The 21,890-nt window shown below is 74.2% G+C and carries 19 protein-coding genes; 5 read left to right on the forward strand and 14 right to left on the reverse strand.

The annotated features are described in order from the left end of the window. Positions 1-5 precede the first annotated feature (5 nt). From OEIGOIKO_RS04305 to OEIGOIKO_RS04315, 3 genes are read right to left on the reverse strand one after another with little or no spacing between them, the layout of a single operon-like run. The gene (locus OEIGOIKO_RS04305) at positions 6-932 is read right to left on the reverse strand and encodes an ABC transporter permease (RefSeq protein ID WP_125051986.1); all 927 of its coding nucleotides are present in this window, start codon (positions 930-932) and stop codon (positions 6-8) included. Next, positions 925-1,890: an ABC transporter permease gene (locus OEIGOIKO_RS04310; RefSeq protein WP_125058436.1), complete on the reverse strand. Its 966-nt coding sequence runs from the start codon at positions 1,888-1,890 to the stop codon at positions 925-927. The genes OEIGOIKO_RS04305 and OEIGOIKO_RS04310 overlap by 8 nt, the downstream gene beginning before the upstream one ends. Before the next feature lie 29 nt (positions 1,891-1,919). Further along, entirely contained in the window at positions 1,920-3,518 is a 1,599-nt protein-coding gene (locus OEIGOIKO_RS04315; RefSeq protein WP_125051989.1) for an ABC transporter substrate-binding protein, read from the reverse strand. A gap of 109 nt (positions 3,519-3,627) precedes the next feature. On the opposite strand from OEIGOIKO_RS04315, the gene OEIGOIKO_RS04320 reads away from it, so the two are divergent. After that, a complete protein-coding gene (locus OEIGOIKO_RS04320) occupies positions 3,628-4,086 on the forward strand; it encodes a CHAP domain-containing protein (RefSeq protein WP_125051991.1) in 459 nt (152 codons plus the stop codon). A 56-nt stretch (positions 4,087-4,142) separates the two neighbouring features. On the opposite strand, the gene OEIGOIKO_RS04325 is transcribed toward OEIGOIKO_RS04320, so the two are convergent. Beyond that, positions 4,143-5,540, reverse strand: a complete 1,398-nt coding sequence (locus OEIGOIKO_RS04325) for a hypothetical protein (protein ID WP_125051993.1) — start codon at positions 5,538-5,540, stop codon at positions 4,143-4,145. A 237-nt stretch (positions 5,541-5,777) separates the two neighbouring features. Here OEIGOIKO_RS04325 and OEIGOIKO_RS04330 point away from each other — a divergent pair, with 237 nt between their 5' ends. Further along, positions 5,778-6,176 carry a hypothetical protein gene (locus OEIGOIKO_RS04330; protein WP_125051995.1) on the forward strand — a complete coding sequence of 133 codons (399 nt, stop codon included), beginning with the start codon at positions 5,778-5,780 and terminating at the stop codon, positions 6,174-6,176. Between the two features lie 133 nt (positions 6,177-6,309). Here OEIGOIKO_RS04330 and OEIGOIKO_RS04335 read toward each other — a convergent pair whose 3' ends face one another. Genes OEIGOIKO_RS04335 through OEIGOIKO_RS04345 form a run of 3 tightly spaced genes read right to left on the reverse strand, consistent with a single transcriptional unit; the run spans position 6,310 to position 9,694 of the window. Then, positions 6,310-7,485 carry an acyl-CoA dehydrogenase family protein gene (locus OEIGOIKO_RS04335; RefSeq protein WP_125051997.1) on the reverse strand — a complete coding sequence of 392 codons (1,176 nt, stop codon included), beginning with the start codon at positions 7,483-7,485 and terminating at the stop codon, positions 6,310-6,312. Then, the gene (locus OEIGOIKO_RS04340) at positions 7,482-8,699 is read right to left on the reverse strand and encodes an acyl-CoA dehydrogenase family protein (protein WP_125051999.1); all 1,218 of its coding nucleotides are present in this window, start codon (positions 8,697-8,699) and stop codon (positions 7,482-7,484) included. Before OEIGOIKO_RS04340 ends, OEIGOIKO_RS04335 begins: the two co-directional genes overlap by 4 nt. Beyond that, entirely contained in the window at positions 8,696-9,694 is a 999-nt protein-coding gene (locus OEIGOIKO_RS04345; protein WP_125052001.1) for an NADPH:quinone oxidoreductase family protein, read from the reverse strand. Before OEIGOIKO_RS04345 ends, OEIGOIKO_RS04340 begins: the two co-directional genes overlap by 4 nt. Before the next feature lie 196 nt (positions 9,695-9,890). On the opposite strand from OEIGOIKO_RS04345, the gene OEIGOIKO_RS04350 reads away from it, so the two are divergent. Then, positions 9,891-10,772, forward strand: a complete 882-nt coding sequence (locus tag OEIGOIKO_RS04350) for a helix-turn-helix domain-containing protein (protein ID WP_125052003.1) — start codon at positions 9,891-9,893, stop codon at positions 10,770-10,772. Here the strand turns inward: OEIGOIKO_RS04350 and OEIGOIKO_RS04355 are convergent. Together OEIGOIKO_RS04355 and OEIGOIKO_RS04360 are read right to left on the reverse strand one after the other, a co-directional pair. Further along, positions 10,716-11,807 (reverse strand): glycosyl hydrolase family 18 protein, encoded by a 1,092-nt coding sequence (locus OEIGOIKO_RS04355; protein ID WP_125052005.1) that lies wholly within the window; start codon positions 11,805-11,807, stop codon positions 10,716-10,718. The genes OEIGOIKO_RS04350 and OEIGOIKO_RS04355 overlap by 57 nt on opposite strands. Before the next feature lie 81 nt (positions 11,808-11,888). Continuing rightward, positions 11,889-12,773, reverse strand: coding sequence for an SDR family oxidoreductase (locus OEIGOIKO_RS04360; RefSeq protein ID WP_125052007.1), 885 nt, complete (start codon positions 12,771-12,773; stop codon positions 11,889-11,891). Between the two features lie 261 nt (positions 12,774-13,034). On the opposite strand from OEIGOIKO_RS04360, the gene OEIGOIKO_RS04365 reads away from it, so the two are divergent. Together OEIGOIKO_RS04365 and OEIGOIKO_RS04375 are read left to right on the forward strand one after the other, a co-directional pair. Continuing rightward, positions 13,035-13,490: an SRPBCC family protein gene (locus OEIGOIKO_RS04365; protein WP_125052009.1), complete on the forward strand. Its 456-nt coding sequence runs from the start codon at positions 13,035-13,037 to the stop codon at positions 13,488-13,490. A 106-nt stretch (positions 13,491-13,596) separates the two neighbouring features. Beyond that, positions 13,597-15,234, forward strand: a complete 1,638-nt coding sequence (locus OEIGOIKO_RS04375) for a phytoene desaturase family protein (protein WP_125052011.1) — start codon at positions 13,597-13,599, stop codon at positions 15,232-15,234. A 44-nt stretch (positions 15,235-15,278) separates the two neighbouring features. Here OEIGOIKO_RS04375 and OEIGOIKO_RS04380 read toward each other — a convergent pair whose 3' ends face one another. The 5 genes from OEIGOIKO_RS04380 to OEIGOIKO_RS04400 all read right to left on the reverse strand — a co-directional run bounded on the left by OEIGOIKO_RS04380 (position 15,279) and on the right by OEIGOIKO_RS04400 (position 21,757). Continuing rightward, positions 15,279-16,406, reverse strand: coding sequence for a selina-4(15),7(11)-diene synthase (locus OEIGOIKO_RS04380; protein ID WP_246177196.1), 1,128 nt, complete (start codon positions 16,404-16,406; stop codon positions 15,279-15,281). 340 nt (positions 16,407-16,746) lie between these two features. Next, a complete protein-coding gene (locus OEIGOIKO_RS04385; RefSeq protein WP_125052013.1) occupies positions 16,747-17,616 on the reverse strand; it encodes an alpha/beta fold hydrolase in 870 nt (289 codons plus the stop codon). 214 nt (positions 17,617-17,830) lie between these two features. Continuing rightward, positions 17,831-18,154: a DUF6980 family protein gene (locus tag OEIGOIKO_RS04390; RefSeq protein WP_125052015.1), complete on the reverse strand. Its 324-nt coding sequence runs from the start codon at positions 18,152-18,154 to the stop codon at positions 17,831-17,833. 85 nt (positions 18,155-18,239) lie between these two features. Then, the gene (locus OEIGOIKO_RS04395; protein WP_125052017.1) at positions 18,240-18,761 is read right to left on the reverse strand and encodes a phosphatase domain-containing protein; all 522 of its coding nucleotides are present in this window, start codon (positions 18,759-18,761) and stop codon (positions 18,240-18,242) included. Positions 18,762-18,940: 179 nt separating this feature from the next. After that, positions 18,941-21,757 carry an ATP-binding protein gene (locus OEIGOIKO_RS04400; RefSeq protein ID WP_125052019.1) on the reverse strand — a complete coding sequence of 939 codons (2,817 nt, stop codon included), beginning with the start codon at positions 21,755-21,757 and terminating at the stop codon, positions 18,941-18,943. Positions 21,758-21,890: the final 133 nt, after the last annotated feature.

Here is a 21,890-nt window from a genome sequence, read left to right on the forward strand (position 1 = left end):
CTCGGTCACAGCATCAGCTCCGATCGGCGGCGCGGGTTGATGCGTTCGCGCCAGACACCGGCCAGGCCCGCGACGGCGAGCGTGGGAACGATGATGAACAGGCCCGGGAAGAGCGTCGGCCACCAGTCGCCCGCGAGCAGCGAGCTGCGCGCGCTGTTGACCATGTTGCCGAGACTCGCCTCGTGCGCGGGCAGCCCGAGCCCCAGGAAGGACAGCGCGGACTCGTGCCAGATGGCGTGCGGGACCATCAGGACGGCGGCGAGCCCGGCCTGCGGCAGGACGCCCGGCAGCAGGTGGCGGACGGCGACCCGCAGGCGGGAGGCCCCGCCGGAGACGGCCGCGTCGATGTACGGGCGGGAGCGCAGCGAGAGCACCTCGGCCCGGACGATCCGCGCGGTGGACAGCCAGTGGGTCAGCGCCACCGAGATGATCACGGGCCAGACGCCGGGCCGGAACATCGCCACGATGAAGATGCCGAGCAGCAGGTGCGGCACGGAGGAGAACAGGTCCACGACGCGCATCACGCCCCGGTCCGCCCAGCCGCCGAGCGCTCCGGCCAGCGCACCGACCGCGGTGCCGATGACGGTGGCGACGAGCGCCGCGACCACACCGACGAGCAGCGAGACGCGCAGCCCGTAGACGCAGCGCAGCAGCAGGTCGCGGCCCACCTCGTCGGTGCCGAAGGGGTGGGCGGGGGAGGGCGCCCGGAGTTTGGCGGCGAGGTCCACGGCCTGCTGGTCCAGGGGGAACAGCAGGGGGACGACGATCACGGCCAGGAGGACGGCCGCCACCAGGACGGCGGAGGTGCGGACGCGCAGGGCCCGGGTACGGGTACGGGCGCCGTGTCCGCCGGGCCGCGCGGAGCGCCGGTGCCAGTCGGTGCCGGCGGACGTGCCGGCCGTGCCGCCGGGTGCGTTCACCGTCTCAGCCATCGAATCCCACCCTCGGATCGGCGAGTCCGTACAACAGGTCGGAGAGCAGGTTGCCGATCAGCACGGCGATCGTGGCGAGCACCGTCAGCGCGGCCAGCAGCGGGAAGTCCACGCTCGTCGCCGCGTCCACGGTGGCGGCGGCGATGCCCGGCCAGCTGAAGACGGACTCCACCAGCAGCGCCCCGGTGATCAGTTCCGGTACGCGGGAGCCGACCAGGGTGAGGACCGGCAGCAGCCCGGAGCGCAGAGCGTGCTGGAACAGCACGGTGCGCTCGCTCAGGCCGCGGGCCCGCGCGCCGCGCACCGGGTCCTCCTCCAGTGCGTCGCCGACCCCCTGCCGTACGTACAGCACGAACCACGGGAGCTGGGAGACGGCGAGGACCAGCGCCGGGAGCACGACGTGCCGCGCGACCTGCCCGGCCGTGGCGATCTCACTGCCGGTGTCGGTCAGGCCGCCGGCCGGCAGGACGCCGAGCTTGAGCGCGAACAGCCAGACGGCCAGCAGACCGAGCCAGAACGGCGGGGCGGCCTCCAGGGTGTACGCGGCGGAGGTGACGGCGCGGTCCAGCATCGAGCCGGGCCGGCGGGCCGCCAGGACACCCAGCAGCGTGCCCACCAGGATCGCGAGCACGAACGCCAGGGCGCACAGCAGCACCGACCAGCCGATGCGTTCGCCGATGACCTGCGAGACGGGGGCGCGCAGCGTCGCGGAGTCGCCGAGGTCGCCGGTGAGCGCGCCGGTCAGCCAGTGCCACCAGCGGCCCAGCAGCGGCTGGTCGACGCCGAGGTTGTGCCGGATCTGGTCGAGGTTCGCCTGGGAGGCGGTGAGCCCGGCGGTCCCGGCGTACGCCCTGACCGGGTCGAAGGGCGCGGCGGCCGCGACGGCGAACACGCCGAGGGTGACGGCGAGGAGGACGGGTACGGCGAACAGGGCGCGCCGTCCGGTCATCCGCGCCATGGGAGCCCAGGGCAGCTGTGCGAGGCGGCTCACGCGGCGGGCTGCCAGTCCTCCACGTTCCACCACGGGCCGGAGGCCAGGCCGTGGTCGTGCGGCTCGACCTGGGTGGTGAGGTTCTTCCACCGGTCCTTGACCACGTACAGGTGGTCGATGTGGGTGAGGAAGACGTACGCCGGGTCGTCGACGAGCTCGCGCTGGATCGTGTCGTACCCGGCCTTGCGTGCGGCCTTGTCGTCGGTGCGCCGGGCGTCCACCAGCGCCTTGTCGACCTTGGGGTTGTCGTAGCGCGACATGTTGTTGAAGCCGTCGCCCGCCAGCGAGGAGTGCAGCAGCAGATACTGGTCGAAGTCCGGGTCGGCGGGGCTGCCGCCGCCCGCGAGGACCGCGTCGGTCTTCATGTTCGGCATGATCGCTTCCCAGGGGCCGGACTCGACCTTCACCTCGACACCGGCCTTCTTGGCGTCGGAGGCGAAGGCGAGCGCGTGCTCCTGGCGGAGCTTGTCGCCGGCCAGGTACCAGAGCTTGAAGGAGGCGGGCTGTCCGTCCTTGGCGCGGATGCCGTTCTCGCCCTTCTTCCAGCCGGCGTCGTCGAGGATCTGCTCGGCCTTCTTCAGGTCGTGGGCGCGCTCGGTGCCCTTGGCGAACCAGGGGCTGTCGGTCGGCACCGGTCCGTAGGCGGGCTTGCCGGCGCCGTCGAGGATGCCGTCGACCATGGCCTTGCGGTCCACCGCGATGTCCAGGGCCCGGCGGACCGCCTGGTCGCCGGTGACCTTGTTGGCGGTGGGCAGGGTGACGGTGCGGTAGTCGAACGTCTTGGCGGCCAGGGACTTCTTGTCCTGGTCGGACTTGAAGGTGGCGGCGAGGTTGGGCGGCAGGATCGCGCCGTCGAGGTCGCCGGAGCGCAGCCGGGTGGCGCGCACGTCGTCGTCCTTGATGATCGCCATGGTGAAGTTCTTCACCTTGGGGGCGCCGCCCCAGTAGTGCGGGTTGGCCTTGAAGACGAGCTTCTCGCCCTTGGACCACTTGGTGAGGATGTAGGGGCCGGTGCCGATCGGCGCGGTGGTGAAGGAGCCGTGGTTGATGTCCTGCTTGCCCGCGACGTGCTGCGGGGCGATCGGCAGGACGGTGCGCTCGGCGAACGGCGCGTAGGGGTACTTGAGATGGAAGACGACGGTACGGGCGTCCTTCTTCTCGACCTTCTCCAGGGCGTCCAGTTCGGCCTTGGAGGCGTTGTTGGTCTTCGCGTCGAGGATGGTCTCGTAGGTGAAGACCACGTCGTCGGCGGTGAAGGGCTTGCCGTCGCTGAAGGTCACGCCGTCGCGCAGGGTGTACGTGTACGTCCTGCCGTCGTCGGAGACCTCGGGCAGCTTCGCGGCCAGCGCGGGCTTGAGCTTCATGTCCGCGTCGTGGGTGAGCAGCCCGTCGAAGATCTTGGAGTTGCCGTCCTTGCCGTAGCCCAGCAGCGGGCTGAGCGACTCCGGTTCGTAGGCGATGCCGACCACGGCGGAGTCCTGGGCTCCGGACGCGCCGCCCTTGCCGCTGGAGGGCGTCGAGCAGGCCGCCGCTGTGAGCGCCACCGTCCCCGCCAGTGCCGCGGCGGTCGCTGAGCGTATCGACCGGGACCTCATGCCCACTCCCTACTGAAGACCGTATGTTGTTGCAAAGTGCAGGCAATTAAACAACATGTGAGAAACGGAAGCTCCGCCACCCCCTCGCGGGACCCGTCATCATGAGCACATGCCCGCCGATCCGCTCCCCCGCCTGCCCGCCGCCCTGCGGGACGTCCCGTACGACGGCGCCCGGCACCCCGGCGCTCCCCCGGCGCCGGGCCACCACCTGTACGACGTGACGGCGGGCGCCAACTGCCAGCTCTACGCCTACGCCGTGCTGCGCCGCTTCGGACGCCAGGTGCCGCCGCTGCGGTCCGCCGAGCTGTGGGCGGACACCGCGGCGACCGTACGGGCCGAGCCGCCGGGCCCGCTGGACCTCGTGCTCTTCGACGCCGGGGAGGCGCCGGAACGGCCCGCCGGGTACGGCGCACACGTCGGCGTGCACCTGGGACCCGACCAGGTGCTCCACCTCTGCAAGGAAGTCGGACGGCCCGCCGTGTGGACGTACGCGGACTTCGCCCGGCGGGCCCGCTACGCGCGGTTCCTGGGCGCGAAGCGGGTCCGGGCGGCGCCGGTCGGACGGTGACCGTCACCGACCCGGCAACTCCGGTCAGCCGACAGCCGCCGGCCGGGCGGCGCGCGTCACCAGTCCCCGCCGCCGAAGCCGCCGCCACTGTCGCCGCCACCGAAGCCGCCGAAGTCACCGCCGCCGCCGAAGCCGCCCGAGAAGTCGTCCGGATTGAAGTCCGATCCGGAGACGTCGCCGCCCTCCGCGCCCTGCTGGCCGCCGCCGAAGTCGGAGGCGTAGGCGGACGGGCCCATCATGACGCTGCCGAGCATGGTGCCCATGAGGAGGCCCGGCAGCATGCCGCCGCCGAAGTAGCCGCCCGCCCAGGGGCCGTAGGCCGGGCCCGCGTCCCAGTAAGGACGCTGCCCGTACTCGGTCTGCACCGTGCGGGCCATCGGCTCCTGCCCGTCCGCCAGGCGCGCCTGGTCGGCGGCGCAGACCGGGACCGTACGCGGCGCCGCGCCGTCCGGCGCCCACTCCGCGTCCGCGACGGACGGCCCGTGCCGCGGGTCGAAGAAGCACGGCACCCGGCGTTCGGGCAGCGGCTTGCCCTCGCGCCGCGCGGCCAGGGTGGCCAGCGCGAACCGGCCGTCCTCCAGGGCCTTGGTGACCTGCTCGACGTCGCCGGGGCGTTCGGCGCGGGCCATCGCCGTCTTGGCGTTCTCGTACGCGTCCAGCGCATGGCTGTAGTCGGCCCGCATCGCGTCGTCGGCGCCGGGCTCGCCGGGGGTGAAGTCGAGCCGGTCCAGCTCCTCGCCGAAGGCGGTGATGTCCTCGTCCACCACGACGCGCAGCTGTTCCAGCGCGGCCCGCTCCTCCTCGGCCCGCCGCTTCTTGCTGCGGCGGTGCAGCGCGTAGGCACCGCCACCGCCGACGGCCGCCAGCGCGCCCAGGCCGACGAGCGCGCCGGTGCTGACACCGGCGCCGTCGCCGCCCCAGGAGGCCGGCTCGTGGCCGGACGCCTGCTGGGTGGCGGTGTCCACGAAGCTGTTCAGGCGTTCCTCGGTGGTGCCGTAGCCGGAGCGCTGGACCGCGCCGACGAGGTTGCGTACGGAGTTGTGCGACAGCACCCGGGCGTCGGCGGCGGCGTTGAACCGGTCGCCGAGTTCGACGGCGTAGACGCCGCTGACGCCGGTCTTGGTCCGCAGGTCCCGCAGCAGGGTCTCGGGCCGGTACTCGGCGGCCTTGGGCAGTACCGCGACGAAGACCGGCTTCCCGGAGTCCTTGATCTTCTTGGCGAGGGCGTCCGCGTCGGCGGACGACAGCTCGCCGGACGCCCGCGGGTCCACGTACACCGGGCCCTTCTTCAGGGCGTCCGCCGCCTCGTCGAGCCCGCCGGCGGCCCGCGCGCCGGGTGCCACGGCGGTGAGCACCGCCAGGAGGACGGCGGCCAGCAGGGACGCCGGCCCGGCCTGCGGGTACCGGCGGAGCGCCGTCCCGGAGGCCGTGGGGCGACGGGTTGCGATCTTCATGACTACGACGCTACCCGAACTGCACTTTTTAGACATAACGGTTGCGTAACGGGCGGAGTCGCACTGCGCGGCCCCGGACACCGGGGGCGGCACCGCCGCGGGGACACAGTGTCGTACAGCCGCGGCGCCCCGGCCGCTCAGGGGCCTCCGGTGCGGTGACCGTCGCCCCGGCACCGGTGATGATCTCACCGCGCGGGGAAGCTTGGCCCGACCGCCCCCGACGACACGGAGGTCATCATGCGTACGGCGAAGGCCAAAGGCATGGCCGTCGGAGCCGCCACCACCGCCGCGGCAGCCGCCCTCGCGGTCGGACCGGCCGCCGCCCCGTCCGCCGCCGGCCCGGCCCTGAAGGTCACGGCACCGGCCGCCGGCTCCAGCGCGAAGGTGGAGGGCAGTCTCCTCGTCCAGTGGTCGAACACCACCGGGAAGGAGGTGGACGTCTGGCTGAGCGCCCGCACGCCGTCCGGCGCACACGACCGGCTGTCGCTGGTCGCACCCAAGGCGGGCACCAGGAAGGCCGGCGAGGCGCTGGCCACCCTGCCCGCCGTGCCGCCGGGCACCTCCTACACGGTCGAGGTGACGACCCAGGACGGCGAGGAGAGCGATGTCAGCGGGCCGTTGAGACTGATCGGGTAGGCCCTCGTCGGCGAAAGGTCCAGGACTTCCACGTTCGAATACCGCGGCCTCCTCGGCGGGGGCCGGCGCCCGACGCCCCGCACGAACCGCTGCGGAACCGGCCGTGCGGGGCGTTCGAGCCCACCGGAAGCGCCTACGGAGCCGGGAGTTCCACCAGCTCCGCCAGCGCCTCGCGATGCCGGCCCGGGGTCCCCAGGGCGATCTCGTCGGCCTTGGCGCGCTTGAGGAACAGGTGGGCGGGGTGCTCCCACGTCATGCCGATGCCGCCGTGCAGCTGGATGCATTCCTCGGCCGCCCGTACCGCTACGGGCGCGCAGTACGCCTGCGCGACCGCCACCGCCACCCGCGCGTCCGGGCTGCCGGTGGCCAGCGCGTCGGCGGCGTTGCGGGCTGCCGCGCGGGCCGAGGCGACCTCCAGCCAGAGTGCGGCCATCCGGTGCTTGAGCGCCTGGAACGAGCCCACGGGGCGCCCGAACTGGGTGCGCCGGCCGGTGTGCCGCACGGTTTCGGCCAGGCACCATTCCGCGATGCCGAGCTGTTCGGAGGCGAGCAGTCCCGCACCCGTGAGCAGGGCCCCGGTCACCGCCGCGCGGGCCGTGTCCTGCCCGGCCAGCAGCCGTCCGGCGGCGCGGTCGAGGGTGACGCGTGCCGGGACGCGGGTCAGGTCGAGCGCGGTGGCGGGTTCGGTGCGCACGCCGTCGGCCGTCATGTCCACGGCGTACAGCGCGTATCCGTACGGGCCGTCGGCCGGTACGAGCAGCACGTCCGCGGCGGCGACGTCCGCGACGCCGGTCACCTCGCCGCTCAGCGCGCCGTCCGCGTCGGCCCGTACGGCCGGTTCCGGCAGGGTGCCCGGGGCCGTCGGCAGGGGCACGGCGAGCACGCCGACGCTGCGCCCCTCGGCAAGTGCGGCGAGTGGTCCGGCCACTTCCGGGCGGTCCGTCTCGCAGCCGAGCAGCGCTGTCACGGCCACCACCGCGCTGGTCAGGTACGGAACGGGGGCCACCGAGCGGCCCAGTTCCTCCAGGACCACGGCGGCCTCCCGGGCGCTCGCGCCCTGCCCGCCGAGCTTCTCCGGGACCAGCAGTCCGGCCGTGCCCATGTCGGCGGCCAGCGAGCGCCACAGCCCGGTGTCGTGCGTCCGGCCGCTCTCCAGGTCCGCGAGGACGGCGGCCGGGCCGCCGCGGTCGGTGAGCAGCGAGCGGACGGCGGCCCGCAGGTCGTCCTCGGCCTCCGAGTAGAGGAGGTCGGGGGCGGCCTCGGGCTGTGCGGGGGCCGGTGCGGCCTGGGCCCCGTTCGGAGCGGTCATCGGGGGAGGTCCTTCCAGGCGACGTCCTTGTCGGTGCGCGGCTCGGGCGGCAGGCCCAGGACGCGTTCGGCGACGATGTTCAGCAGCACCTCGGAGGTGCCGCCCTCGATGGAGTTGCCCTTGGCGCGCAGGTAGCGGTAGCCGGCCTCGCGTCCGGTGAAGTCCACGCCCTCGGGGCGGCGCAGCGTCCAGTCGTCGTACAACAGCCCCTCGTCGGCCAGGAACTCCACCTCCCAGCCGCTGATCTGCTGGGCCAGCCGGGCGAACGCCAGCTTCATGCCGCTGCCTTCCGGGCCCGGCTGCCCCTTCGCGAGCTGCTGGCGCAGCCGCTCCCCCGTGAGGCGGGCGACCTCGGCGTCCACCCAGTGGCGCAGCAGCCGCTGGTGGAGGTCGTGGGTGCGGAATCCGGGGCGCTCGCGCCACGCCTGCGCGGCGACGCCGATCATGCCGCCCTCGCGCGGCAGCCGGGCGCCGCCGATCGCCACCCGCTCGTTCATCAGCGTGGTCTGCGCGACCTTCCAGCCCTCCCCCACCTCGCCGAGGCGGTGCGCGTCGGGAATCCGCACACCCGTCAGGAAGACCTCGTTGAACTCGGCCTCGCCGGTGATCTGCCGCAGCGGCCGCACCTCGACGCCGGGATCGGTCATGTCGCACACGAAGTAGGTGATGCCCCGGTGCTTGGGCAGCTCCGGGTCCGTACGGGCGATGAGGATCGCCCAGCGGGCCTGGTGGGCGCCGGACGTCCAGACCTTCTGGCCGTCCACGACCCAGCCGGTGCCGTCCGCGTCCCGTACGGCGCGGGTGGCGAGCGCGGCCAGGTCCGAGCCGGCGCCGGGCTCGCTGAACAGCTGGCACCACACCTCTTCGCCGGTCCACAGCGGCCGCAGGAAGCGCTTCTTCTGCTCGTCCGTGCCGAAGCGGAGGACGGTGGGGGCGGCCATGCCCAGGCCGATGCCGATACGGCGCGGATTGTTGTCCGGCGCGCCCGCCGCCTCCAGCTCGGCGTCCACGACGGCCTGGAGCGCGCGCGGCGCGTCGAGTCCACCGAGGCCCCGGGGGAAGTGCACCCAGGCCAGTCCGGCGTCGAAGCGCGCGCGCAGGAAGTCGAGCGGGGCGGTGGTGGCCGGCGGGTGGGCTGCGAGCAGTTCGGCGGTGCGGCGGCGCAGCCCGTCGGCGTCGAGGCGCCCGGCCTCGGTGGTCTCCCCGGCCGTCATCGCACGTCCTCCAGACCGGGGACGACGACGAGGCGGCCGGTGGTCGTGCCGTCGAAGACCCGCTGTACGGCTTCGGCCGCGCCGGACAGCGGCACCCGGCCGCCGATCAGCGGTTTGATGACGCCCTGGGCGGCCAGCTTGGTCAGTTCCTCGTGGCAGGCGTCGACCGCCGCCGGGTCCTTGGTGTTGTACAGGCCCCAGTGCAGGCCGAGGATCGTGTAGTTCTTCACGAGGGCGTGGTTGAGGCCGGGGGCCGGTACGGCGCCGCTGGCGAAGCCGACGACCACGATCCGGCCCTCGAAGGCGACGCACTTGGCGGACTTGGCGTACGCGTCGCCGCCCACCGGGTCGTAGACCACGTCCGCGCCCCGGCCGCCGGTCGCCTCCTTGACGGCGGCCACGAGGTCGTCGGTGCGGCGGTCCAGCACCAGGTCGCAGCCCAGTTCGCGGGCGACGGCCGCCTTGTCGGAGCCGCCCACCACCCCGATGACCCGCGCCCCGGCGGCCTTGCCGAGCTGGACGGCGGCGCTGCCGACCCCGCCCGCCGCGGCGTGCACGAGCAGCGTCTCGCCGGGCTGGAGGCGGGCCCGGCGGTGCAGGCCGAACCAGCCGGTCTGGTAGCCGATGTGCAGTGCGGCGGCCTCCGCGTCGTCCAAGGCGTCGGGGGCGGGACGCACCGACGCCGCGTCCGCGAGGGCCAGTTCGGCGAAGCCGCCGTCCGGCAGCGGAGGCTGGGCCAGGACCCGGGCGCCCACCTCGGCGGACGCGCCCTCGCCCGCGGCGAGCACCTCGCCGCAGATCTCCACGCCCGGGGTGAAGGGCAGCGGCGGGCGGACCTGGTACTGGCCGCGGCACAGCAGCGCGTCGGGGAAGTTGACGTCGGCCGCCCGCACCCGCAGCAGCAGTTGCCCCGGCCCGGGCTGCGGGTCCGGCACTTCTTCCAGCCGCATCACCTCGCGAGGCTCGCCGTTCTCGTGTACGCGCCATGCCTTCACAGGTGCCTCCACAGACCTCGGGTACGCGGGGAGCGCGGGGAGCCGGACCCCGCCGGGTCCCGCGACCCTCGGCATACTAAGCGGTCGGTATCCCGGAGGGAACAGCCGATCGCGGGATGCCTCGCACCGAGGCCGCCCGGAGCCTGGTACCGGCAGGGTCAGGCACCGCGCCGCCCGGTGGACGACACTGGCCCCTATGGACACCACCGCCGAGTTGGGCAACTTCCTCCGGACCCGCCGCGCCCGCCTCCAGCCGGAGGACGTCGGCCTGGTCTCCTACGGCGCCCGGCGCCGCGTACCGGGCCTGCGCCGTGAGGAGCTGGCGCAACTGGCCGGGGTGAGCGTGGCGTACTACACCCGGCTCGAACAGGGCCAGAGCCACAACGCCTCGGACGGCGTCCTCGACGCGCTCGCCCGCGCCCTGCGGCTGTCCCCGGACGAACGCGCCCACCTGCGCGACCTCGCCCGCCCGGCCCGGGCCCGCCGCCGCCCGGCCGTACGGCCCGACAAGGCGCGCCCCGGCACGCTCCAACTGCTCGCCGCGCTCGGTGAGGTGCCGGCCGTGGCACTCGACCGGCGCTTCGAGGTGCTGGCGTGGAACCCCGCCGGGCACGCGCTGCTGGCCGGCCACCTGGACTTCGACAGCCCCGGACGGCCGCTGGACCGGCCCAACACCCAGCGGCTGCTGTTCCTGGACCCGCACACCCGCGAGCTGTATCCGGACCGCGAGGCGGAGACCCGGCGGGCCGTCGCCGCGCTGCGCATGGCGGCGGGGCAGCATCCGGACGACCAGCAGCTGGCCGGGCTGATCGGCGAGCTGTCCATGAAGAGCGCCGAGTTCAGCGCGCTCTGGACGCGGCACGCGGTCAGCAACTGCAGCTTCGGCGTGAAGAGTTTCCACCACCCGCTGGTGGGCGCCATGGAGCTGGACTTCGAGATGCTTCAGACGCCGGACGCCTCCGGACAGAGCCTGCTGATGTTCACCGCGCGGGCCGGTTCGCCGTCCGAGGCGGCGCTGCGGCTACTCGCCGCCCAGCGCCTTCCAGAACCGCGGGTCCTCGAACCCGAGCGCCCATAGCCCGGTGTTCCGTACGCCGTACTTCTTCAGCAGCGGCAGGTGCGCGGCGACCCCTCGGGCGTCCTGGTACCAGACGTGGTGCACGGCCCGGCCCGCCTTGTACGTGAAGTGGGGCGTGCCGGACTTCGCGTCGAACCGGTAGGCGGCGCCCTTGCGGCGGCGCAGCGCCTCCGCCTCCTTCCAGGTCAGGTGCTTGGCGCGGGCCTTGACGCCCTGGGTCCAGTCCCAGCCGTAACCGGGGAAGGCCACTTCGAGCTTGTCGCGCGGCACGGTGCGGGTGGCGTACCGCAGGAACTCCTCGTACCAGGCGAGCGAGGACAGCGGGCCCGGGGAGCCCTCGGCCCAGTGCAGGTCGTAGCCCATGATCCGGACGCGGTCGGCGGCCTTGCCGAGGCGCGCGTAGTCGTACGCCTTGCCGGAGGTGCCGGTACGGGCCATGACGGTGATGACGCAGCTCTTGCCCTTGGCGTGCAGCCGGGCGCACAGCTCGTCGGCGAACAGCGCGTACCCGGTGCGCACACGCTCGCGCATCCGGGCGCTGCCGGTGGTCGCCATCGTCTCGTAGTCGAGGTCGACGCCGTCGTACGCACGGGAGGCCACCAGCCGCAGCAGCGCCGCGATGTGCGCGTGGCGGCGGGACCGGTCGTGCAGCAGCGCGGCCATCGCGGTGGCGTCCATGGACTCGTTGACGGTCGGCACGACCTTGATACCGGCCTTGTGCAGGCCCGCGATGACCTGCTTGTCGCCCGCGCCGGGCTGGCTCTTGATGGTGGTGGTGGAGGTGGCCCGGTACCAGAAGGGGCTGACGGTGTGCAGTTGCGCGGCGTGCTGGAGGGCGTCGCGGTAGGCGGCTTTGGTGTCGTCCCAGTAGGGCAGCCAGGCGGAGGCCGTACGGACGGACTCCGCGGCGGCGGGCGCCGGGGCGTCCGTACGCTCCTGGGCCGCGGCGCCGGGGGTCAGGGCGGCAGCGACCCCGGCCGCCGTCAGCAGGAAGACGAGCCCGGGCCGCACCCGGGGAGCCGATGCTTGATCCATGTGCCGAGCTTGTCCCGGGTGCGGTGGGCCCGCCGCACCGGTTGCGCCGAACGGCCGCGCCCTCCCCCGTACTCCGCGCGGTCAGCAGCGGGTCTCGCCGGACGCCTCGGCCGCCCGGCCGCCCGCTCCGAGCAGACCGGTCGCCGTGAGGTCGGTGCGGCCCGCCAGGCGCAGGAACGCGCGGCGCGAGCCCTCCGCCACGATCCCCGGCAGGACGGCGCGCACCGCCTGGCCGGCCCGCAGCCACGGCTGTGCGTAGACCGCCGCGGCCCGCCGTTCGATGCCCCGGACCATACGGTCGGCCACCGGCCCGGCGTCGTAGGTCTTCGACGCGGGCCACGGCAGGTGGGCGCGCAGCTCCCGCATCGCCGTCCGGCGGTCGGAGGCCCGGACCATCTCGGTGTCCGCCCAGCTGAGGTACGCGGTCCCCACGCCCACCCCGCGGTGGGCCAGCTCGGCGCGCAGGACCTGTGCGAACGTCTCCACCCCCGACTTGGAGGCGCAGTACGCGGACAGCATCGGCGCCGGGCCGACGGCCGCGAGGGAGGCGACCTGGAGGAAGTAGCCGCGGGTGCGCAGGAGGGCGGGCAGGAAGGCACGTGCGGTCACCGCGCTGCCGATCAGGTTGACCTCGACGACGCGGCGCCAGACGGCCGGGTCGGTGTCGAGGAAGGGGCCGCCCGCCACCACCCCGGCGTTGGCGACGACGACGGAGGGCGGGCCGAAGCGGCGCTCCACGAGGGCGGCGGCGCGGTCCATGGCGTCCTCGTCGGTGACGTCCACCGGCCAGTGCTCGGCGTGTCCCGGCAAGCCGGCCGCGACCCGCTCCAACGCGTCTTCCTCCAGCCCGAGCAGGGCCACGTCGGCTCCCCGCCGTACGAGTGAACGCGCCATGTGCGCGCCCAGGCCGCGCGCGGCGCCGGTGACCACGGCGGTGCGTCCGCGCAGGGGAAGGTCGTGGCTCATGGTCGGGCCTCCACGGGCTGCGGGCGGTAGCGGTATGGGTGGCGGGGCGGGGCAGGGCGGCGATCGGGGACCAGTACCCGGGAACGGGCTTTTGCAACGTGACGCCGTGACAGCGGCGCGGCCCGGGACACGGTCGTCCGGCCCGTGTGTGGCCCGCGGCCTCGCGGGCACACGGGTGAGGTCCCGGAGGCCGGATCGAGAGCCCCGGCCTAGGCTGGCAGGCGACGCCGGCGACCGGTTCCTTCCGACGTTGGAGACCGCATGGCGGTAAGGCATCAGCTGATCAAGAGACATCCCGACGCGGTGTGGGCGGTGCTCGCCGACGGCCGGCGGTACCAGGAGTGGGTGGTCGGGCCGTACCGGTCGCGGCCGTGCGAGGGCGACTGGCCGGAGCTGGGATCCACGCTCTCCTACAGCGTGCACCTGGGCCCGTGGACGCTGACCGGCCGGACCGTCGTCCGGCGCTGCGAGCCTCCCTGGGAACTGGAGCTGGAGGTCGACAGCGGCGCGCTCGGCACCGCCCGGATCGCCGTCGAGATCCGTCCTTGGGGCGACCACAGCCTGGTCATCATGGACGAACACCCCCTGCAAGGGCCCGGCGGACTGGTGCACAACACCGTCCTGGACGCCCTGTTCCAGCTCCGGCACCGCCGCATGCTGAGCCGGCTGGCCAAGGTCGTCGAGAGCTGCCCGCGACAGCCGAGCGAGACGGCGTGACGGGCCCGGCGGGTCCGGCGGGCCTGGCGGGTCCGGCGGGCCTGGCGAGTCCGGCGGGCCTGGCGAGTCCGGCGGGCCTGGCGAGTCCGGCGGGAAGGAGGCCGCGATGCCCGACGCGGTGGTGATCGGCGCCGGCCCGAACGGGCTGGTGGCCGCGAATCTGCTGGCCGACGCGGGCTGGAGCGTGGAAGTCCTGGAGGCGCAGCCCGAGGCGGGCGGCGCGGTCCGCAGCGACCGCGGCGTCCACCCCGACTTCGTCAACGACCTGTGCAGCTCCTTCTACCCGCTGGCCGCCGCCTCCCCGGTGCTCGACGCGCTCCGCCTCGACGAGCACGGGCTGCGGTGGAGCCACGCGCCCAGCGTCCTCGCGCATCCGCTGGCCGACGGCCGGTGCGCGGTGCTGGAACGGCGGCGGCCGGCCACCGCCGACGGGCTGGACCGCTTCGCCGCCGGCGACGGCGACGCCTGGCAGCGGCTCTGCGAGATCTGGGACCGGGTGGGGCCGGACATCCTGGGCGCGCTGTTCACACCGTTCCCGCCGGTGCGGGCCACGGCCCGGCTCGCCGCCCGCCTGCACAGCGCGGGCGGTCTGCGGCTGGCCCGCACGCTGGTGCTGCCCGTACGGCGGCTGGGCGAGGAGGAGTTCGGCGGCGAGGGCGGCCGGCTGCTGCTCGCGGGCAACGCACTCCACGCCGACCTGGCGCCGGAGGCCGCGGGCAGCGGGGGCTTCGGATGGCTGATGTCCATGCTCGGGCAGTCGTACGGCTTTCCCGTACCGGTCGGCGGCGCGGGCGCGCTGACGGAGGCTCTGGTACGGCGGCTGGAGGCGCGCGGCGGTGTCCTGCGGTGCGGCGAGCGGGTGACCGAGGTCGTCGTACGGGCGGGCCGCGCTGTGGCGGTGCGTACCGCGGGCGGCGAGTCGGTGCCCGCGGGCCGGGCCGTACTGGCCGACGTGTCCGTACCGTCCCTCTACGGCGAACTGGTCGACAGCCGGCATCTGCCCACACGGCTGACGGCGGACCTGCGCCGTTTCCAGTGGGACTTCGCGACGTTCAAGGTCGACTGGGCGCTGGACGGCGCGGTGCCGTGGACCTGCCGGGAAGCGGCGACCGCGGGCACCGTGCACCTGGCCGAGGGCGTGGACGAACTGACGCGGTTCGCCGCGCAGCTCGCGGCGGGCCGGGTCCCCGACCGGCCGTTCGCCCTCTTCGGGCAGATGACCACCGCCGACGCCACCCGGTCGCCGGCCGGGACCGAGTCGGCGTGGGCGTACACCCACGTACCGCACGACGTCCGTGCGGACGCCGGGGGCGCCGGGATCACCGGTTCCTGGAGCAGCGGTGAGCAGGAGGCGATGGCGGACCGGGTGGAGGAGCAGGTGGAGCGGTACGCGCCGGGCTTCCGCGCCCGTATCCGGGCCCGCCGCGTCCTGGCGCCGCCCACGTTGCAGGCGCTGGACGCCAACCTGCACGGAGGCGCCATCAACGGGGGCACGACCGCCATGCACCAGCAGCTCGTCTTCCGCCCGGTGCCGGGTACCGGGCGGCCGGAGACCCCGGTCAAGGGCCTCTTCCTGGCATCGGCCGGGGCCCATCCGGGCGGTGGTGTGCACGGCGCGCCCGGCGCCAACGCGGCGCGCGCCGCCCTGCGCAAACGGTCGCCGAGCAGCGCGCTCACCCGTCTCCAGCGGTCGCTGACCGGCCGTAACCGGCTCGGTGACCGTCCGGACGACCCGGCGGAGTGACCCGCCGGGCAGGGGCCGGACGGCGAGTCACCCCGCCAGGTCCGTCAGCCGGCGGGCTGCGCCGCCCACGCGTGCGCGCGTGCACCGTCGTCCACCGCGCCATGTCCCGCCTGGGCGTGAGTGGCCGGGACCAGCCCCCACCACCAGGAGATGACGGGGATGTCCAGCGGCGCGCGGCTGTCGTCGGTGGGTGTGGAGCGCAACGTCGAGGGCAGCCGGGCCGGGTCGTCCGGGGTGGTGTAGCGCAGGGAGGTGATACCCCAGTCCTGGGAGCCGCGGATGAACGTACCCAGGTTGTGCAGATACTGGCGCAGCTGCGGGCTGGCCTGCTGCCGCAGGTGCGCGCTCAGGCGCATGAACAGCGTCATCACACGGTCCCGCTGGGCTATCGCCGTGGTCAGGGCCTCCTCCTGGGATATGCCGTACTCGTTCTGGAGGACGCGCAGCACATTGAGGTAGTAGCCGGAGCCCCGGCTCTCCTTGTGGTGGGAGAAGATGTCGTTGTCCCAGGTGATGATGAAGGAGGCCATCTCGGCCGCGGCGCGCACGGACTTGTGGTCGCGCTCGTGCGGCTGGAGTTCGTAGCCGTGCCCCATTTCCAGCATGGGCAGGACGACCGAGGTCGCCCCGTCGTACAGGCGCATCAGGGTGTAGTCGGGCAGGCTCGGCACGGCGCCCGAGCGCCGGTAGGACGCCTCCCACACCACGGAGAAGAAGTATTCGCGCAGGGCGTCGATCCAGCGCGCGGCCTGGCCCACCGTGCCGTGGCGGGCGATGCGGCACCGCAGGTCGCGCAGGCCCTCGGCGAGGCTGTCGCCCGGCAGGACGGGGGCCTCGGGGTTCTGCGCGACGCGCAGCAGCCGGTGCAGTACGCCGGTGAGCGCGCCCGGATCGTGGCCGAGATCGCTCTCCTCGCAGTACCCGTCGTCGACGCCGAAGAGCCACAGGACGAAGTCGGCGAGGAGGGAGACGACCTCCTCGCGGCCGTCGGGCAGGATGCGGGCCGAGAAGCCGCCGATCCCATGGGTGACCAGCCGCCCGCGCAGTTCGTCCGAGCCTATGGAGAATCGATTCGCCCATGCGGTCGTCCGGGCCTCGATCTCCACGTGCCGGGGGTGCACGGCGGGCGGGATGGGCGAGTAGGTCGGCGGAACGGTCAGCTCGGGTCCCACGCCTGACCACCTCTCAGCAGCGTCATGGCACATTCGGCCGGATTTGGAAACAGACATGTCGGTCTTTGATTGATCAACTATGGCGCATAGTACGCATCCAGTGCCCCTGATCCAATAGCGTCCTCGTGTCTATGACAAATCTCGGAGGGAGATCGTCCGTTTTCTTCGGCGACGTCCGGCCATCCGGGCGCAGCCCGCCGGCGGAAGCCGCGGCGCCCGACCGACAGCGGCCTGCCACCGCTGCCCTGACGGGCCGTCGGGCGAGACGTCGGGCGGGCTCCGGCCGTCAGGTGGGCTCCGGCCGACAGGTGGTCTTCAGCCGTCGAACGGACTGCGGCCGTCAAGCGGACTTCGGCAGAAAGGCACGCAGATGCGCGAGCAGCGCTTCCGGGGCCTCCTCCGCGACGAAGTGCCCGCATTCGGCGATCTCCGCGCCGGTCACCAGCTCCGGCTGCGCGGAATGGTCCCGCCAGATGTCCAGCGTCGGCAGCCGCGCGGGCAGGCCGGCCGCGCCCCACAGGGCCAGGACCGGTACGGTCAGCAGCCGCCCCTCGGCGAAGTCCGCGTCGTCCAGGGCGACGTCCGCCTCCACGGCCCGGTAGTCGTCGAAGCCCGCGCGCAACGCGCCGGGGCGGGAGAACGCCGCCACGTACGCGTCCACGGCCTCGTCGGTCAGCGCGTGCCGGTTGTAGGTCCAGCGCTCGAAGAAGTACTCCAGGTAGCCGCGGACGTCCGCGCCGGCCAGCCGCTCGGGCAGGTCGGGCTGGAGGTGGAAGAACCAGTGCCAGTACCCGGCGGCGATCGTGGCGTCCGTGCGGCGCGCCATCTCACGCGTCGGCACGATGTCCAGCAGCGCGATCCGTTCCACCTGTTCGGGCCGGTCCAGTGCCCAGCGGTGGGCCACCCTGGCGCCCCGGTCGTGCCCGACGACGGCGGCCCGCTCAAACCCCAGCGACTCGACGAGACCCGCCATGTCGGCGGCCATCCGCCGCTTGTCGTAACCGGTCGTGGGCTTGTCGCTGCGGCCGTAGCCGCGCAGGTCGGGCGCGACGACGGTGTAGTCCCCGGCCAGTTCGCCGAGGACCGGCCACCAGCACCGGGAGGTCTGCGGCCAGCCGTGCAGCAGCACCACCAGCGGGCCGGAACCCGCCCGGGTGTAGTGCAGCCGGACACCGTCCACCTGGGCCACGCCTGTGGTCGTACCGTCCACCGTCCGTTCCCCTCCAGGCTGTTCGAACCATCGCCGGGCGCAGCCGCCGTACCTCGGCCGGGCGCGTGTGCACCACCACCAGCCGGCGCGGCTCACCCTCTCAGGGGGTTACCGCCATCGCAAGCATGTGAGGCCGGGTGCAGGGGTGAGGGACGGAAGGCGAGGGGATGGTGGTGCGGGACGGCGGGCCGGTGCGGCGTTGCGCCGTGCTGCCTCAGCCGCGCTGTTCCTGGGTAAGCGAGGCCAGCCAGCGTCCGTCCTCGAACTCCGCGGGGACCTCGTCCTCCCACGGGTCGATCCCCCGGCGTTCCATCTCGTCGAACCACCGGTCCCGCTGCGACTCGGGGAGCCGCCGGCCGCACCAGGGACAGAACGTGATGGTGACGCTCGACGTACCGCCGTCGTGGATGATCAGGCCGTACTCGCGGAATTCGGCGCTGAAACGGATCAGCGCGTCCGGGCAGGCGAAAGGATCGTCGTGCCGGTCGCAGACGGCTTCCACCTGGTCCCGCATCATGTCGCAGCAGTGGTCGGTCATGACCTCGATGTTTCTTCGATCGGTTGCACGACCAGCAGTAGATCACGCACGGTGACGCTCACCGGCACCTGGGGCGGCGCGGAGGTCAGGTGCGCCCCTCGCGTTCCTGCGCGTCCTTCAGGTCGGCGGAGGGTACGGCCCAGCGGGCCCGTACGACCGGGTAGCCGGCCTGCTCGCAGGCGTCGCAGACCAGTTCGTCGTCGTCCACGACATGGCGTACGTCGCGACCGCCCGCCAGGCGGCGCAGGAGTTCCAGCTTGGTGTACCGGGCGGGACGCCGGTCCTCGTCCGGGCGCATGTACAGCCGCCCTTCGGGCAGGCCGTGCTGTCCGAGCCAGGCCAGGGTGTCCCGGCGGCAGCGCTCGGGGCGGCCGGTCAGGTAGACGACCTCGCACTCCTGGGCGCTCTGCCGGGCCAGTTCCACACCCGCCGCGAGCGGCGGGTCGTCCGGGGCCGCGGCGAAGAAGCCCTTCCAGTCGCGCGGCCGGCGCTCCAGGAAGTGTTGGCGGTGCCCGGTATCGGCGAGGGTGCCGTCCAGGTCGAAGACCGCCAGGGGCCGCGCGGCCTTGCCGCGGCCGCCACCCGTCGTTCTCGTCGTTCTCGCCATCGCGTCCCCTCGTCCCGTGCGGCGCCCGGACACCGCCCGTGCGTACGGCGCTGTCCGTGAGGCCGCCGGAACCCGTGCTCGCGACGGCGGCCGGAAGCAGCGTACGTGAGCCGCGATCGGCCCGCCGGTCCGCGCGCGGGCGGACCGGCGGGCCACGGCGCGCTCGTCGGCCGCCGACGTCAGCCGGCCCCGTGCAGCGCCCCCTCGACGAGATCGCGCAGCTGGGAGCGGGCGGTGATGCCCAGCTTGGGGAAGCTGCGGTAGAGGTGCGAGCCGACGGTGCGCGGGGAGAGGAAGAGCTTCTCGCCGATTTCGCGGTTGGTCAGTCCACGGGCCGCGAGTCCGACGATCTGTTGTTGTTGGGGGGACAGTTCGGCGAGCGCGTCAGGGGCCGGTGCGGTGACGTCGAGGCCTGCGGCACGCGATTCGGTCCGGGCGCGGTCGACCCACGGGCGGGCCCCCAGACGCCGGAACGTCTCCAGTGCCTCGGCGAGCAGCGGCCGCGCCTCGGCGATACGCCGTCGGCGCCGCAGCCATTCGGCGAGGTCCAGCAGGGCCTGGGCACGCTCGAAAGGCCAGTGGGCGAGCACCGGTTCCGCCAGGGCCGCCCGGAAGTGCGGCTCGGCGTCCTCGGGCGCCGCCAGCAAAGCACGTGCGCGGCTGAGCAGCGCGCGCAGCCGGGGTGAGGCGTGCCCCCCGAGTGTGCGCGCACAGCGCTCGACGACCGCGCTGGCCTCCTCGCGTCGGCCGCTGCGCACGGCAGCCGCGGCCAGGTCCGCAAGGGCCGGGCAGGACGCGTGGTAGTGGAGCGGCGCGCCGTCCGCCGTGAAGGCCGCGCGGAGTTGGTCGTACGCGGTGTCGTACGCGCCTTCCGCGGCTGCCGCTGCGCCGAGTGCGCGACGGGCGTAGACGGTGACGGAGCGGCTCTCCAGCGGGTCTATCAGGGCGAGCGCGTCGGCGGCGCGGGCGCGCGCTGCTGCCGCGTCGCCCTGGTGGGCCAGTACGACGGCGTCCACCGCCGCCGCACACGCCACGGCGTGGTCGAGGCCCGCCGTGGCACCGACCGCGGCCATCCGTGCGCAGACTTCGCGGGCCTGCCCCCACCTGCCCAGTTCCACGTAGGTCCAGGCGGCGGCGCCCCCCAGGCCCTCCGGCAGCGGCTCGTGCGACTCCCAGCGGTCGAAGGCCGCGTCGAAGGCCCGCGCGGCCTGCGGAGTCTCGTCCAGGACCCATGCCATGACCGCGAGAGCGGTGAGTCTGCCCGGCTGGTGTTCCGCCCCGGCCATCGAGGCGGTGAGGGCACGGACGAGCTGCGGACGCCCGTCGTCAGGGGCCGACACGGCCCGTACCCAGGCGCGCAGCCAGTCGTGTGACGCGGGCGCGTGCTCGGGAACGCGCCGCAGGATGCCCTCGATGCGGCGGCGCTGGAGTTCCTCGCCCGAATAGAAACGGACCACCGCGGCCCCCGCCAGCAGATCCAAGGCGACGGCGGGCTGCGCGGCCGCCAGTTCCTCGGCGGCACCGGCCAGGCGGGAGAAGACCACGCTGTGGCGTACGGTCAGCGTCGCCAGCCGGCCGGCGTGCGCCGCGGCGGAGGCCAGCAGCGCCGGATCGTCGGTCCGGGCGCGAGCCGCTGCGGCCAGTTCCTCGACCCAGACGAGGTCACCGGTGTACACGGCCGCGCCGGCGGCCTCGACCAGCAGCCGGGCGCCGTCCGCGCGCCGCGGGGCCAGCTCCGCGGCACGCTGCAGCGCTTTGGCCGCTGCCGCGTGGCCGCCCCGGCGCCGGGCCCGGTCGGCGGTCCGCTCCAGCTCGGCCGACACGGCCGCGTCCGGACGTACGGAGGCGGCGGCCAGATGCCAGGCGCGGCGGTCCGGTGCGTCCGGCAGCATCCCGGCGAGCGCGCGGTGGGCGTCGCGCCGCGCGTCGAAAGGCGCGGCGTGGTAGACGGCGGACCGGACCAGCGGATGGCGGAAGCGGGTGTCCCGGCCGCTACGGCGGACAAGCCCGGCATGCTCGGCGGGCAGCCAGGCGTCGTCCTCGACGTGCGACAGCCCGGCTGCTACGGCGGCGTGGTCGGCGGTGTCCATGGCGGCCAGGAGCAGCAGCGCCCGCGACGTACGGGCCGGGAGGCCGGGCAGGCGGGCGGCGAAGAGCCGTTCCAGGCGGTCGGTGAGCGGGAGCGGACCGGCGGACGGCGGCTCCCCGGCCGCGAGGCCGCTCTCCGGGTCGGCGGCGGCCCTCGTCAGTTCGGTCAGCGCCAAGGGGTTGCCGCCGGCCTGGTCGAGGATGCGGGCCCTGGTCCGGCCGGTGGGACGCCACGGCTGAAGATCCAGCAGGCGGTGCGCCGCCGCGTCGTCGAGGGGGCCGAGGGTGAGTACCGGCACCTGGCGGTCGAAGCCCGGCAGGCGGTCGCCGGTACGGGCGCCGACCAGCACCGTGACCGGTTCTTCCGCCAGCCGTCGGGCGGCGAACGCCAGGGCGTCCAGAGAGGCGCGGTCGCACCACTGGGCGTCGTCCAGTACGGCGAGTACGGGGCCCCGCTCCCCCAGTGCCGACAGCAGGCCCAGGACGGCGAGCCCGGTCAGCAGGGGGCCGGGGGACGCTCCGGCCTGCCCGGTACCGAACGCGTCGTGGAGCGCCGCGCGCTGCCCCGTCGGCAGCACGTCCGCCTCGGCCCGTACCGGCCGCAGCAGCTGGTGCAGCGCCGAGAAGGCGAGGTCCGCCTCCGACTCGCTCCCGCAGGCGCGCAGGACGCGGGTGTCCCGGGCCGCTGCCCGGCGTGCCGCGGAGTCCAGCAGCGCGCTCTTGCCCGTGCCCGCGTCGCCGGTGAGTAGCAGTACCGGGCCGGCCTCGGCTGCCGGGTCCGCCGTACGGGAGTCCACCGTGCGGAAGAGGCGGGCGAGTTCCGCGTCCCGGCCGACGAGGAGGTCCTCCGGGGCCGGTACCGGCGCCGGTCCCGTGACCGTGCCGGGGGCCGCTCGGTACTCGTCCACGCCGTCTCCAGGAATGCGGGCTCCTGGACCGGAGCCGTCGTGCCTCGTGCCACCCAGGCTACAAGCGGCGGAACCGGCGTGCGGGGGCGCGGGGTGCGGGTGCAGGTGCGGATGCAGTCACCTGACGGATACC

Origin of the sequence: Streptomyces paromomycinus, assembly GCF_003865155.1 — a bacterium.
Lineage (GTDB): Bacteria > Actinomycetota > Actinomycetes > Streptomycetales > Streptomycetaceae > Streptomyces > Streptomyces chrestomyceticus.